The 13,284-nt window shown below is 73.3% G+C and carries 12 protein-coding genes; 3 read left to right on the forward strand and 9 right to left on the reverse strand.

The genetic code is table 11. The features are described from left to right. Position 1 precedes the first annotated feature (1 nt). Genes ACQPZO_RS17150 through ACQPZO_RS17160 form a run of 3 tightly spaced genes read right to left on the reverse strand, consistent with a single transcriptional unit; the run spans position 2 to position 3,550 of the window. Positions 2-1,297, reverse strand: a complete 1,296-nt coding sequence (locus ACQPZO_RS17150) for an ABC transporter substrate-binding protein (protein ID WP_433342163.1) — start codon at positions 1,295-1,297, stop codon at positions 2-4. A gap of 13 nt (positions 1,298-1,310) precedes the next feature. Beyond that, a complete protein-coding gene (locus ACQPZO_RS17155) occupies positions 1,311-2,312 on the reverse strand; it encodes a Gfo/Idh/MocA family protein (protein WP_433342165.1) in 1,002 nt (333 codons plus the stop codon). After that, positions 2,309-3,550 (reverse strand): M20 metallopeptidase family protein, encoded by a 1,242-nt coding sequence (locus ACQPZO_RS17160; protein WP_433342167.1) that lies wholly within the window; start codon positions 3,548-3,550, stop codon positions 2,309-2,311. Before ACQPZO_RS17160 ends, ACQPZO_RS17155 begins: the two co-directional genes overlap by 4 nt. A 101-nt stretch (positions 3,551-3,651) precedes the next feature. Between ACQPZO_RS17160 and ACQPZO_RS17165 the strand changes: the two genes are divergently transcribed. Both ACQPZO_RS17165 and ACQPZO_RS17170 read left to right on the forward strand, forming a co-directional pair. After that, positions 3,652-4,479 (forward strand): amidohydrolase family protein, encoded by an 828-nt coding sequence (locus ACQPZO_RS17165; protein ID WP_433342169.1) that lies wholly within the window; start codon positions 3,652-3,654, stop codon positions 4,477-4,479. A 95-nt stretch (positions 4,480-4,574) separates the two neighbouring features. Next, complete coding sequence (locus ACQPZO_RS17170; RefSeq protein WP_433342170.1) at positions 4,575-5,504, forward strand: diacylglycerol/lipid kinase family protein; 930 nt, start codon at positions 4,575-4,577, stop codon at positions 5,502-5,504. A gap of 108 nt (positions 5,505-5,612) precedes the next feature. On the opposite strand, the gene ACQPZO_RS17175 is transcribed toward ACQPZO_RS17170, so the two are convergent. Beyond that, on the reverse strand, positions 5,613-6,179 hold the full coding sequence (locus ACQPZO_RS17175) for a snapalysin family zinc-dependent metalloprotease (RefSeq protein WP_433342172.1): 567 nt from the start codon (positions 6,177-6,179) through the stop codon (positions 5,613-5,615). Positions 6,180-6,314: 135 nt separating this feature from the next. On the opposite strand from ACQPZO_RS17175, the gene ACQPZO_RS17180 reads away from it, so the two are divergent. Beyond that, on the forward strand, positions 6,315-7,673 hold the full coding sequence (locus ACQPZO_RS17180) for a carbohydrate-binding protein (RefSeq protein WP_433342174.1): 1,359 nt from the start codon (positions 6,315-6,317) through the stop codon (positions 7,671-7,673). A 69-nt stretch (positions 7,674-7,742) separates the two neighbouring features. Here the strand turns inward: ACQPZO_RS17180 and ACQPZO_RS17185 are convergent, their stop codons facing one another. The 5 genes from ACQPZO_RS17185 to araB form a co-directional block, all read right to left on the reverse strand. Further along, positions 7,743-8,615, reverse strand: coding sequence for an LLM class flavin-dependent oxidoreductase (locus ACQPZO_RS17185; protein WP_433342176.1), 873 nt, complete (start codon positions 8,613-8,615; stop codon positions 7,743-7,745). A gap of 116 nt (positions 8,616-8,731) precedes the next feature. Further along, positions 8,732-9,487 carry a dienelactone hydrolase family protein gene (locus ACQPZO_RS17190; RefSeq protein ID WP_433342178.1) on the reverse strand — a complete coding sequence of 252 codons (756 nt, stop codon included), beginning with the start codon at positions 9,485-9,487 and terminating at the stop codon, positions 8,732-8,734. A 133-nt stretch (positions 9,488-9,620) separates the two neighbouring features. Beyond that, positions 9,621-10,556: an ion transporter gene (locus ACQPZO_RS17195; RefSeq protein ID WP_433342180.1), complete on the reverse strand. Its 936-nt coding sequence runs from the start codon at positions 10,554-10,556 to the stop codon at positions 9,621-9,623. Between the two features lie 147 nt (positions 10,557-10,703). Then, on the reverse strand, positions 10,704-11,258 hold the full coding sequence (locus ACQPZO_RS17200; protein WP_433342182.1) for an RICIN domain-containing protein: 555 nt from the start codon (positions 11,256-11,258) through the stop codon (positions 10,704-10,706). A 294-nt stretch (positions 11,259-11,552) separates the two neighbouring features. Further along, positions 11,553-13,220 carry a ribulokinase gene (araB, locus tag ACQPZO_RS17205; protein WP_433342183.1) on the reverse strand — a complete coding sequence of 556 codons (1,668 nt, stop codon included), beginning with the start codon at positions 13,218-13,220 and terminating at the stop codon, positions 11,553-11,555. Between the last annotated feature and the right edge of the window lie 64 nt (positions 13,221-13,284).

A 13,284-nucleotide genomic window follows, 5' to 3' on the forward strand; every position in this document is an offset into this window, starting at 1 on the left:
GCTACTTGGTCTGCTTCTTCGTCGGGCTACGCTCCAGTGCCTGCTGCATCTGGTCGGCCCACTTGTCGACGGTGAGTTGGCCTAGGGTGACCTGCTGCCAGCCGCGGGCCAGGGCGTCGGCCTCGGGGCCGGAGAGCATCACCCCGGCGTGCAGGGTCGGCTGGGCGACCATTTCCTGGATCTTCTGGAAGGCCGGCGACGAGGGCAGCAGCGCCTTGTCGACGTTCTTGTTCAGCGGCTGGCCCTTGCCGTGCTTGACCCACAGCTCGCCGTTCTCCTTGCCGGCCAGCCAGCTGATGAACTCCAGGCCGGCCTGCTTCTTCTCGCTCCACTGGGTCACGCCGTAGACGGCGCCCTCGATGCCGGAGAACTTCTGCGCCAGCGGCGCGGACGGGTCGACCGCCGGCCACCGGGTGACGCCGAGCTTGTCGTCGCCGAGGGCCTTGCCGAACGCCTCCCAGTTCACCGCGTCGGAGATGATGGTGCCGGCGAACGCGGCGTCGCCGCGCTGGAAGATGTCGGCGCCGTCGGGGAGCATGGTGATCGACGGGGCGTTCTTGTTGGCCCAGCCCTTGGTGGTGATCTCGGCGAGCTTCTCCAGCACGGCAACGAGCTTGGGGTCCTTCCAGGACAGCTTGCCGGCGAGCAAAGCCCGGATGTCGTCCTCGGTGAGGTAGTTGCGGGCGATCTCCGGGAAGTCCCAGTAGGCCGGGAAGGTGCCGGACAGCCCGAGGGCCAGGCAGGTCTTGCCGGCCTTCTTCACCGCGTCGCAGGCGGCGCCGAACTCGTCCCAGGTCACCGGCGGCTTCTCCGGGTCGAGCCCGGCGGCGGTCAGGACGGCCTTGTTGTAGTAGAGGACGTTGCCCTGGTAGGAGAAGGGCACGCCGTAGCAGGGCTTGGCGGTGTCGAAGCCCTCGCAGGCGCCGCTGTAGGTGACCAGGTCCTTGGTGATCTCGGCGGCCTTGTCACCCAGCGGCACGTACGCGCCGCGCCGGTCGAACAGCTCCAGCCCGGCGTTGTTGGCCATCACGTCCGGCCCCGACTGCGAGGTGATGTACGGGCCCTGCACCTCGGGGTACTTGTCGAACGGTACGGACTGCATCTCCAGCTTGATGTCCGGGTGGCCGGCCTCGAAGCTGGTCTTGACCTGCTTCCAGTACTCGGTGCCACCCGGCTCCCAGGTCAGCACCTTGAGGGTGACCGGGCCGTCGGCGGCGTCGTCGCCGCCGCATGCGGTCAGCAGCGCGGCGGCTGCCATGCCGGCGGCGAGGACGCCGGCCAATCTCCGTCGAAACATCGGGTAGCTCCTGTCACAAGTGGGGGCTCGGGGGGATCCGGCGGACCGCGCCGCCGGCGGTGGCGCTGTCGGCCACGGCCTCGGCGACCCGCACGACGTGCAGGCCGTCGGCGAGCGGGACGACCGCCGTCGATTCGGTGCCGTCGACCTGGCCGAGGAAGTGCCGCAGCTCGGCGGCGAGCGCTCCGCCGCCGTCGACCGGGGAGAGGAGCCAGTCGGGCGCCTCGGTCGACTCGCCCTGGACGAGCAGGGTGGGGTGGCCGAGGTCGACGTGCGCGACCCCGTCGGTGCCGTACACCTCGACCAGGTCCGAGGTGTGGTTCGGGGTGTGCTCGGGGAGCAGGTAGCTGTTGCGGATCGACGACACGACGTCGTTGGCGTGCCGCAGCTCCGCCCACACCAGGACCGGGGTGGCCGATCCGGGTCGGGTCCGGGCCGCCGCGCGGACCTCGACCACGGGCGCTCCGGCGTACCAGAGGGCCAGGTCGATGTCGTGCACGGCGGTGAGCAGCGCGGGGTGTTCGCGCGGGAAGAGCCGGCTGAGCGTCCGGGGCCGGTCGCGGCGGGACGAGACGGCGAGCACGTCGCCGAGCCGGCCGGCGCGGACCGCGTCGTGCAGGGCCCGGTGCGGGGCGCTGTAGCGCAGGATGTGCCCCGGCTGGCAGAGCACGCCGGTGCGCCCGGCGGCGGCCACGATGGCGGCGGCGTCGCTGACGGTCGCGGCCAGCGGCTTCTCCACCAGCACGGGCACCCCGGCGGTGAGCAGGTCCACGGCCACCGGGCGGTGCGCCGGGCCGGGCACGCACACCGACGCCGCGTCGGGCGGGGCGGCGGCGAGCAGGTCCGCCACGGAGGCGTACGTCTGCGGCACCCCGTACTCGACGGCGACCCGCTGCCGGGTCGCGGCGTCCGACTCGACCAGCGCCCGCACCGGCACGCCGAGCGACCGGTACGCGGCCAGGTGCCGGACGCCGAACGCCCCCGCGCCGACCACGGCGACCGACGGGCGGCTCATGCGCGGACCGCCTCGACGGCGCGGTCGCCGGGGCCGACCCCACCGGCTGCGTCGGTGCCGGCCTCGGCGAGCCGGCCGGCGAGGACGGCCCGGGTGAGGCGCTCCAGGGCGGTCACCCCGACCCCGATGCACCGCTCGTCCACGTCGAACGCGCCGGAGTGCAGCGGCGCGCCGCCGCGCTCCCCGGTGACCCCGAGCTTGACGTACAGGCTGGGGCCGAGCGCCCCGAGCAGGGCGAAGTCGTCGGTGGTCAGCGGGGGCGCGGTCAGGTCGGCGACCTCGACCAGGCCGGGCAGCTCGGCGTGCGCGAGCGCCACCAGCGAGGCGGCGTTGCGCACCGGGGGCATCTCGTTGGCCCAGGTGAACCGCAGGCCGAGGTCGAGCGCGGCGGCCTGCTGCCGGGCGATCCGCTCGATGACCTCCTTGAGCCGGGCGCGGGTGGCCTCGTCGTGGGTGCGCAGCGTGCCGGTCGCCTCCGCCCGCTCGGCGACCTGGCTCTGGCTGGCCCCGCCGTCGATCGTGCCGATGTTGAAGGCGACCAGCTCGTGTGGGTTGCGGGAGCGGGCCACTCCGGCGTGCAGCAGGGTGATGATGCCGGCCAGGCCGAGGATGGCGTCGCGGCCGAGCGCCGGGGTGGCGGCGTGCGCGGCCCGGCCGAGCACCTCGACCCGGAAGGCGTCCTTGGCCGCCATCGCGGTCGTCCGGTCCACGCCGACCGTCCCGACGGGCAGGTCGGGCCAGCAGTGCAGGCCGAGGACGGCGTCGAAGCGCCGGCCGCGCAGGGCGTCGTCGGCGAGCACCGCGGCGGCGCCGGAGTCCTCGCCGAACGGGATTTCCTCGGCCGGCTGGAACAGTACGGTCACCGAGCCCCGGGCGGGCGGGTCGGCCGCGAGCCGGGCCGCGACGCCGTGCACGACGGTCATGTGCACGTCGTGCCCGCAGGCGTGGCAGACCCCGGCGTTGCCGGACGCCCAGGGCACCTCCTTGGCGTCCTGAACCGGATAGGCGTCCATATCGGCCCGAAGCAGAACGGAGGGTCCCGACGCACGTCCTTCGATCTCGGCTACGAGGCCGGTTCCGGCGACTCCGGAGCGGACCCGAGCGATCGGGGTGAGCCGGTCGGCGAGAACCGCTGCGGTCTGCCGTTCCGTGAACCGCAGCTCCGGGTGCTGGTGGAGCTGCCGACGCAGCCGTACCAGATCGTCAACGTCCTCGTGCGCCTGCACCACGCGGTCCACCCCTCACCTGCGGCCGATAATCCGGACCTAATTGAGACAAGAACCTAAAGGAGGGGTCCTCCCACGTCAATGGGGCTGCCGGAATCGGTTAGGGTCCGGCCATGCCACGCGCCGACGCACACCTGCACCTGTTCGCCGACGGTTACCCCGGCCGCTACGGACGGTCCCCGGCCGGGGGCGACGAATTCGCCGTCTACCAGACGTTGCGCCGCGAACACGACATCGACCGGGCGCTCGTGGTCGGCTACGAGGGCGCACCCGAGTTCGCCGGCAACAACGGCCATCTCGCGCGGCTCGCGGCCGAGCACGACTGGATCGCGCCGCTGGCGTATTTGCCGGCCACCGGAACGGACCGGCGCGGCCTGGACCGGCTCCGGTCGGCGGGGTTCTCGGGCGTCGCCGCGTACCTGCCGGACCCGGCCTCGGCCGACGCGTTCGCCGGCTGGGCCGCGACGGCCGCCGGGTCGCTCAACGACGCGGCGGCGGTGGTCAGCCTCAACGCCGCCCCGGAGGCCGCCGGCCGGCTCGGTCGGGCGTTGGCCGCCCTCGACGGGTGCGCGGTGCTCCTCAGCCATCTCGGCCTGCCCGGCCGGCACGCGACGGTCCCGACCCCGGAGGCGGTCGCGGGCCGGCTCGCCCCGCTCACCGAGCTGGCCCGGCTGCCCCACGTCGGGGTCAAGGTCTCCGCCCTGTACGCCGTCAGCGACCCCGCCGACGCGTACCCGCACGCCGCCGCCCGGCCGTTCGTCGACCTGCTGCTGGACCGCTTCGGCCCGGCACGGCTGTACTGGGGCTCGGACTTCTCCCCCAGCCTGGACCACGTGTCGTTCGCGCAGACGCTGCACCCGATCGGGCTGGACGGGCTCTCCGCCGCCGAGGCGGCCGACGTGTTCGGCGGCAACCTCCGCCGCGCCCTGGGCCGGCGCTGACGCGGGCGCGTCACGTCCACCCGGCCCGCGCGCACGTGGCCCCGACGGAGTTCCGGCGGGGCTCCCGGGACCGGGCGGAGATAGGGTCGGCACCCATGCGGACGAAGCAGGAGTTGGGCGCGGACATCCGGCGGGAGCGGCGGGCGGCGCTGGTGGTCAACGCCCGCTCGCGCCAGGGCCGCCGGCTCTACGAGCACGCCCGTTCCCGGCTGGCGGAGGCCGGCTTCACCCTGCTCGGCTGCTACCCGGCCGATCGCCCCGGCGAGCTGGAACGGAGCCTGGACGACGCCCTCGCGCTCGGGCCGGACCTGCTCGTGGCGGGCGGCGGCGACGGCACGCAGAGCGCCGCCGCGCGGCTGCTCGCCCACCGCGACGTCGCGCTGGGGCTGCTGCCGCTGGGCACCACCAACAACTTCGCCCGCACCCTCGGCCTCCCGCTCGACCTCGACAGCGCCGTGGCCGTCCTGGCCGAGGGCAAGGTGATAGACGTCGACCTGGGGCTGGCCGGGGACGTGCCGTTCGCCAACCACGTCGGCGTCGGGCTGTCGGCCGACATCATGCTCCGGACGCCTCCCGCCCTGAAGCGGGTCACCGGCCGGCTCGCGTACCCGGCCACCGCGCTGGCGCTGCTGGCCCGGCACCGGGCGCTGCGGGCCACCGTCCGGACCGGGGGGACGACGCACGAGTTTCACACCCACCAGATCTACGTGGCCAACGGCGGCTTCCACGCCGGTCGGCCGATCACGGCGGACGCCGACGCCGACGACCGGCTGCTGGTCGCGTACCCGGTCGGCGGGCCGACCCGGCGCGGGCTGTTGCGGGACACGGCCCGCAACGCGGCGACGGGTCACCGCCGCACGCTGGCCGAGACCCCGTTCCTCGCCGTCGGCGAGCTGTGGCTGGAGACCGACCGACCGGCGCGCGTCGAGGTCGACGGCGAGCTGTGCGGCCACACCCCGATCCGGATCGGCCTGGCCGCCAACGCGCTGCGCGTGATGGCCCCCGCCGACACCGAGGACCGCTGACCGGCCGCCACACCGCCCCAGGCCGCACGCCCCTCCGGCCGTCCGCGCAGGGTGGAGCCGGGGTCGGCGCGGTGCGCCGACCCCGGCGGGGTGGTGGGTGGTGGTAGGTCAGTGCTGGGCGCCGGCCGTCGCCGGGGCCGGCCAACTGCCGGTGAAGACGCCGGGGGCGGTCGCGCTACGTGCGGCGAAGCCGAAGAGCGAGTCGACCCTGGCGGCCTCGGCGGAGCTCGGGTACGGGTTGGTGCAGGAGGTGCCGGCGCTGCCGCCGGACATCAGGAGGGCGCAGTTGCCGTTGTAGTTGTCCGGCAGGCCGAGGATGTGCCCGATCTCGTGGGTCATGATCCGCAGCGGGCTGTACTGCTGGGCCTGGTAGTAGTCGATCACCACGCGGCCGTTGCCGAGGCTCGTGCGCTGGGCGTACGAGCCGCCGCCGTAGGTGTAGGAGATCACGAGGTTCGAGCCGCACTGGGCCATGTTGATGTTGTTGGTGTAGTTGTTCCAGATCGTGGCGGCCTGGTTGGCGTAACTGGCGAAGGGGCCAGCCTGGCTGGTGTTGTAGCAGACGTTGCGGACGGCGGCGGAGGCCGGCGCGGCCTGCACGGCGGTGAGGCCGAGCGTCGCCATCGCGGCGGCGGCGAGGGTGGCGAAAATCCGGGACACCTTGGACAGACGCATGGGTCACGCTCCACTGAGTGACGGGACGAGCGGGGACGGGGTCAGCGTATTCATCGACATAGATCGATTGCAACGCCTCTTTTTATTTAACAATCTTTACTGATACGCTCCCGCCCATCGACGAGAGGAGATGTCATGAGACTTCGACGCGGGGCCATCGCCCTGATGGCGGGGGCGACGCTGGTCGTCGCCACCGGGGCCCTCACCGCCACGGGCGGTCTCGCCGCGGCGGCCACCGACCCGGCGACGGTCGCCGCCGTGGCCTGCTCCGCCCCCGGCTGGGCCGAGGGCACCAGCTATCCGGCGGGCACCCGGGTCAGCTACGCCGGCCGGATCTACCAGGCCCTCGTGACGCACACCCCGCCGGCCGGCGCGGGCTGGAACCCCGCCGCCGCGCCCGCGCTGTGGAAGGACTTCGGGCCCTGCGACGGCACCCCCTCCCCCACGCCCACCGTGTCCTCGTCGCCCTCCCCCACCGTGTCGCCGACCGCATCGCCCACGCCGACGCCGACGCCGACCACGACACCCTCGCCGGGCACCGAGACCTGCGCGGTCAAGCCGAGGCCGGCCGGCAAGGTGCTCCAGGGGTACTGGGAGAACTGGGACGGCGCGGCCAACGGCGTGCACCCGCCGCTGGGCTGGATCCCGATCACCGACTCCCGGATCACCGCCCACGGGTACAACGTGGTCACCACCGCGTTCCCGGTGATCCGCGCCGACGGCACCGCGCTGTGGGAGGACGGCATGGACGTCACCGTGAAGGTGCCCACCCCGGCCGAGATGTGCCGGGCCAAGGCCGCCGGCCTGACCGTCCTGATGTCCATCGGCGGCGCGGCGGCCGGCATCGACCTCGGCTCGGCGACCGTCGCCGACCGGTTCGTCGCGACCATCGTGCCGATCCTCAAGCGCTACAACTTCGACGGCATCGACATCGACATCGAGACCGGCCTCACCGGTAGCGGCAACATCAACCAACTCTCGACGTCGCAGGCGAACCTGATCCGCATCATCGACGGCGTGCTCGCCCAGATGCCCGCCGGGTTCGGCCTCACCATGGCGCCGGAGACCGCGTACGTCACCGGTGGCAGCGTCACCTACGGCTCGATCTGGGGCGCGTACCTGCCGATCATCAAGAAGTACGCCGACAACGGCCGGCTGTGGTGGCTGAACATGCAGTACTACAACGGCTCGATGTACGGCTGCTCCGGCGACTCCTATTCGGCCGGCACCGTGCAGGGCTTCACCGTGCAGACCCAGTGCCTCAACAACGGGCTGACGATCCAAGGCGTGACGATCAAGGTTCCGTACGACAAGCAGGTGCCCGGCCTTCCCGCGCAGCCCGGAGCGGGCGGTGGCTACATGACCCCGTCGCTGGTGTCGCAGGCGTACAACAGCGTCAGCGGCCTCAAGGGCCTGATGACCTGGTCGATCAACTGGGACGGATCGAAGGGCTGGACCTTCGGCGACAACGTGAAAGCCCTCCAGGGTCGCTGAGGCGGGTCCACCCGCGTGGCGTCCGGCCCGGTGCAAACCGGGCCGGACGCGCCCCGGCCGGCTTGTCCATCAGGCCAGCAGCGGACGGACGTCCCGGGCGACGAAGCGTACGAAGCCCTCCGGGTCGGGATCGTCCGGGGTCGGTTGCAGGACGATCGTGTCCGCCCCCGCCTCGGCCCACCGCCGCACCCCGGCCGCCACCGTCTCGGCGTCGCCGGAGACAGACCGGTCCACCATCGTCGAGTAGCCCCGGCGTTCCCGCTCCCGCTCCAACCGCGCGTCGGCGTTTGGTCCGGTGGCCGCGTGCAGGTAGACGACGACCGGGTACGCGCCGACCCGCCCGGCCTGCTCGCGCCCCTCTTCGACGAGGGCGAACGCGTCGCGTACCCCCTGCGGGGTGGTGCCGCCGGTCAGCACCAGGCCGTCGGCGGCGCCGCCGCACAGCCGCATGGACTTCGGTCCCGTCGCCCCGGCCAGCACCGGGGTCGGGGCCGCCGGAGGCCAGTCCAGCGCCACCTCGGAGAGCTGCACGTACCGGCCCTCGGTCGTCACCCGCTCCCCGGCCAGCAGCGCGCGCAGCGCCGTGAGGTACTCCCGCAGCAGGGTCAACGGCGACTCGACCCGGGCACCCACCTGCCCCATCCAGTCCTGCACGCCGTGGCCCACGCCGACGCGGAACCGGCCGGGGAAGAGCCGTTCGAGGGTGGCGACCTCCATCGCGGTCAGCGCCACGTTGCGCAGCGGCGCCGGCAGCACGCCCACCCCGATGCGGACCCGCCCGGTCCAGGCCAGGGCGGCCGCGGCCGTAGCGATGCCGCTCTCCAGGAAGCAGTCCTCCCAGAGCCACAGCTCCTCCAGCCCGGCCTCGTCGGCGGCCAGGACGATGTCACGCAGCCGCTCCGGCGGCGACTGCGGCAGGAACACCACACCGAGATCCGTCATGCCGGTATTGTCTCCCGGCGCGGCGGGGTGACTCAAACACCGGTGTTCGTCGCGGCGTCCGAAGGGCCGGCGGCTGCCACGGGACACCGAACCCGATCCCCCCTTCTCGAAGGCGCTCAGCCGCGGAAGGTGCGGTCCAGCAGGTCGAACAGGGCGGCCCAGTGTCGCTCGGCGGCCCGCTCGTCGTACGCGGCGGTGTCGGCCATGGTAAACCCGTGGGCGGCACCGACGTACAGCTCGGAGCGGTGCCGGACCCCGGCCGCGTCGAGCGCCGCCTCCAGCGTCGCGATCTGCTCGGGCGTCATGGACCGGTCCTGGTCGGCGTGGGCGAAGTACAGCTCGCCGGTCACGGAGCCGACGCCCAGGTGGGGGCTGTCCGGCGCGTCGGTGACGACCCGCCCGGCGTGGAAGCTGGCCATCGCCGCAATCCGGTCGGGATGCGCCTCGATGGCGCGCAGGGCGTTCGTGCCTCCCATGCAGTAGCCGGTGACCACCACCGGGCCGGACGCGACGTCGTCCCGGGTGGCCAGGGAGTCCAGGTAGGCCGCCGCGTCCCCGGCCATCACCTCCGGGGTCAGCGCGGCGACGAGCGGCATGATCCGCTCGAAGGCCCGGCCGCGCTCCTGCGGGTCGTCCAGGCGGGAGAGGTCGAACAGCGGGGCCCGGCCGGCCCGGTGGAACAGGTTGGGCGCCAGCACGACGTGCCCCCGCGAGGCGATCCGCTCGGCCATCTCGACCAGCCGGGGTCGCAGGCCGAACGCGTCCATGAAGAACAGCACGGCCGGGAACGGGCCGTCGCCGTCCGGCCGGGCCAGGATCGCGTCGGCGACCCCGTCGCCCACCGGCACGTCCACCGTCGTCGTGTGCGCCACGTCATCCTCCGTCGGGTCGTCGTCCCGCCGCACCCTATCCGCCTGGTCGTGCTTCGGCCCGCCGGCGCGGTCGGCCCGGGTCGCGGCGCGGTCAGCCCGGGTCGCGGCGCGGTCAGCCCGGGTCGCGGCGCGGTCAGCCCGGGTCGCGGCGCGGTCGGGGTGGCCGGTCGTCCCGGTCGATGCGCAGCTCCCGCTCCAGCTCGCCGATGACGGCCCGCAGGTCGTCCAGCCGCTGGGTGAGCGCGATCCGGTCCACCTCGTCGGGCACCCCGTCGCCGTCCTCGTCGTGGCCGGGTGCGAGTCGCTCGGTCATCTCCAGCCGGCGGGCCTCCTCCATCGAGTTGACGATGACCGCGATCAGGATGTTGAGCAGCAGGTTCACGGTGATGATGACGTAGCTGACGTAGTAGACCAGGGTCCACGGCGACAGGGCCATGCCCTGCTCGACGAGGTCCGGCAGCGTCTCCAGGGACAGCAGCACGAACAGCGTCAGAAGCGACCGCCCGATGTCGCCGTACTGCTCCGGCTGGGCCTCGCCGAAGATGAGCCAGCCGGCCATCCCGTACACGTAGAGGGTCACCCCGGCCAGCGCGAGGAAGCCGGCGACGCCCGGCAGGCTGCGCAACAGTGCCGCGACGATGGTGCGCAGCCCGGGCGAGAACCGCACCAACCGCAGCATCCGGGCGACCCGCACGACGCGCAGCAGCGCGGAGTCGCCGTGCAGGCCGGGTAGGAAGATCGCGACTGTCACGACGAAGTCGAAGACGTTCCATCCGTGCCGGAAGAAGTCCTGCGGCCGGCGACCGTAGGCCAGCACCCGGACGGCGATCTCGGCGACGAAGGCGGCCCGGAAGACCCACTCCAACCATTGCAGCACCGGCCGCGCCGGCCCCAGGTCGCGGTACGTCTCGACGCCGAGCACCACCCCGTTGGCCATGATGAGCACGACGATGGCGACCTCGAAGAGCCGCGACCGGACGACCCGTAGGCACCACCCGGCCAGCCCTGGCGGCCCGGCCCGGCGCCCCGGTCGATCCTCGGTCGACGCCGGCCAGGGTACGTCGAGCATGGCCCCACCCTACCGAGGACACCGACCGGCGACGCCACGCGCCGGGACGGGCGTACGCAGGTAGCGTCGAACGACGACCCCGCCACCGACGGGCTCAGGCCCCGCCACGAGCGCGGAGCCTGACCCACCACAGGAGCACCGCCGGGATCAGCCCCAGGTTCCGGCGTACGCGAGCCGCCAGTGCTGGTTGGTCCCACCCCAACAGTCGCCCTGCACGACCCGGGCCGCGTGGGCGGTGCTGGCGTTCGCCACGTCCAGGCACTTGTCACTGTGCCGCGCCCGGATCTCGTAGAAGCCGTTGGAGAGCAGAACGAAACGCCAGTGCTGGTTCGTCCCGCCCCAGCAGTTGCCCTGCACGACCGGCGTGCCGTGGGCGGTGCTGGCGTTCGCCACGTCCAGGCACTTGTCACTGTGCTGCGCCCGGATCTCGTAGTAGCCGTTCCCGACCGCGATCCACCGCCAGTGCTGGTTCGTCCCGCCCCAGCAGTTGCCCTGCAGGATCGGCGTGAGGTGGGCGGTGCTGGCGTTCGCCACGTCCAGGCACTTGTCGCTGTGCTGCGCCCGGATCTCGTAGTAGTCGATCGCCTGAGTTCCCGGTGTCGCACTCCCCCGATCCTGCGGCGTGCCGGCGGCCTGGGCTGCTCCGGCGCCGAGCAGCAGCAGGCTGCTGGCCAGGAACACACCGAGCAGCGACTCCAGCACGACACGCAGGGTCCCCCGGCGATCGCGTGCCCTGCCGGGCGGGCTTTCCGACTGTGTCTTTCCGCTTACTTCGATCACTACAGCTCCTCACCTGTGGTGGTAATCGGACGGTGACCAGGTCGATCCAGCATCGCGGCGGCCGGTGCTGTCCGGTGGTTTCCCGGACAGCACCGGACAGGGGCGACTCGTCGCAGCGCCCCGGCCGGGAGCGTCGACCGGGCGATCCGAGCGGTGGGCCGCGCCGCCTCGGCGCGCAGCTTCGGGCTCATGCCAGCACCCCGAGGGGGCCGCGGCCTACCCGGCCGGGTCGTGGTCGGCCGCCCGCCGGGCGGCGTTGCGGATGGCGCGCAGGCGCAGCAGCACGTCGTCGCCGCCCCGGCCGAAGTGGTCGTGCAGCCGCCGGTACTCGGCGTACAGCGCGTCGTAGGCGCGGGCCCGCTCCGGATCGGGCCGGTACCCGTCGCGGTCGACCCGGCCCATCGCCGCCGAGGCGGCCGACACGTCGGGGTACGCGCCGGCGGCGACCGCCGCGTGGATCGCCGAGCCCAGTGCCGGGCCCTGCGCGGAGCCGATGATGCCCAGCGGGCGCTTCGTGACGTCCGCGTAGATCTGCATCAACAGGGCGTTGGCGGTGAGCCCTCCGGCCACGATCAGCTCGTCGACCGGCACGCCCGCCTCGGCGTACGCCTCGATGATCATGCGGGTGCCGTACGCGGTGGACTCCAGCAGGGCACGGTAGACGTCCGGCGGCCGGGTGGCCAGGGTGAGCCCGACGATCAGCCCGCTGAGGTCGTGGTTGACCAACGGGGAGCGGTTGCCGTTCCACCAGTCCAGCGCCACCAGGCCGTGCGCGCCGACGGGCTGAACGGCGGCGGCAACGGTCAGTGCCTCGTGCGAGGCGTAGCCGGCGGGGGCGGCGTGCGCGACGTACCAGCCGAAGATGTCGCCGACGGCGCTCTGGCCGGCCTCGAAGCCCCAGGAGCCGGCGCTGATCCCGCCGTCCACGACGCCGCACATGCCGGCCACCTCGGCCGGCTCGGTGGCGTTGACCAGGTGGCAGGTGGAGGTGCCCATGATGACGACCAGCCGGCCCGGGTCGAGGGCTTGCGCGGCGGCGGCGGTGACGTGGGCGTCGACGTTGCCGACCGCCACGGTGACGCCCTCGGGCAGGCCGGTCCACGCCGCGGCCCGCGCGGTCAGCCCGCCGGCCCGGGCACCCAGCGGGGCGAGCGGACCATCGATCTTGGCGACGAAGTCGGCGAAGCCGGGGTGCAGGGCGGCCAGGTAGTCCCGGGACGGGTACCGGCCGTCCTGGTAGAGGCCCTTGTAGCCGGCGCCGCACACGTTGCGGGTCTCCACGCCGCAGAGCTGCCAGACGATCCAGTCGGCGGCCTCGATCCACCGCTCGGCCCGGTGGTAGACCTCCGGGTCCTCCTCCAGCAGTTGCAGGCCCTTGGCGAACTGCCACTCGGCGGAGACCTTCCCGCCGTAGCGGCCGATCCACGGCTCGTCGCGGGCGTGGGCCAGGGCGTTGATCCGGTCAGCCTGGGGCTGGGCGGCGTGGTGCTTCCACAGCTTGACCCAGGCGTGCGGGCGGGTACGCAGCTCGGGCAACTCGCACAGCGGGGTGCCGTCGGCCAGGGTGGGCAGCACCGTGCAGGCCGTGAAGTCGATGCCGACGCCGACGACGCGACGCGGGTCGACGCCGCTGGCGGCCAGGGCAGCCGGGACCGCGTGTCGCAGCACGTCGCGGTAGTCCTGCGGGTCCTGCAGGGCCCAGTCCGCCGGCAGCGCCCGCCCGTCGACGGCGAGCGCCGAGTCCATCACGCCGTGCCGGTAGTCGTGCACCGCCGTGCCCAGCTCGGCGCCGTCGCCGACGCGTACCACCAGCGCCCGACCCGACAGCGTGCCGTAGTCGACGCCGACGACGTACCGGTCCCCCGGCCCTGGCGAAACGCTCATGACACCCTCCGCTCACCCGCTCGCGACATGTTCGGCAACGCTCGATCAGTCACCGCCGGCCCTC

The sequence above is a fragment of the Micromonospora sp. CA-111912 genome (assembly GCF_050948415.1).
Classification (GTDB): Bacteria; Actinomycetota; Actinomycetes; order Mycobacteriales; family Micromonosporaceae; genus Micromonospora.

Excerpts from the sequence above, each read along its gene's own strand:
- ACQPZO_RS17150 (WP_433342163.1), bottom strand. The coding sequence starts at position 1,297 with ATGTTTCGACGGAGATTGGCCGGCGTCCTCGCCGCCGGCATGGCAGCC.
- ACQPZO_RS17170 (WP_433342170.1), top strand. The coding sequence starts at position 4,575 with ATGCGGACGAAGCAGGAGTTGGGCGCGGACATCCGGCGGGAGCGGCGG.
- ACQPZO_RS17195 (WP_433342180.1), bottom strand. The coding sequence starts at position 10,556 with ATGCTCGACGTACCCTGGCCGGCGTCGACCGAGGATCGACCGGGGCGC.
- ACQPZO_RS17180 (WP_433342174.1), top strand. The coding sequence starts at position 6,315 with ATGAGACTTCGACGCGGGGCCATCGCCCTGATGGCGGGGGCGACGCTG.
- ACQPZO_RS17165 (WP_433342169.1), top strand. The coding sequence starts at position 3,652 with ATGCCACGCGCCGACGCACACCTGCACCTGTTCGCCGACGGTTACCCC.
- araB (WP_433342183.1), bottom strand. The coding sequence starts at position 13,220 with ATGAGCGTTTCGCCAGGGCCGGGGGACCGGTACGTCGTCGGCGTCGAC.
- ACQPZO_RS17185 (WP_433342176.1), bottom strand. The coding sequence starts at position 8,615 with ATGACGGATCTCGGTGTGGTGTTCCTGCCGCAGTCGCCGCCGGAGCGG.
- ACQPZO_RS17175 (WP_433342172.1), bottom strand. The coding sequence starts at position 6,179 with ATGCGTCTGTCCAAGGTGTCCCGGATTTTCGCCACCCTCGCCGCCGCC.
- ACQPZO_RS17155 (WP_433342165.1), bottom strand. The coding sequence starts at position 2,312 with ATGAGCCGCCCGTCGGTCGCCGTGGTCGGCGCGGGGGCGTTCGGCGTC.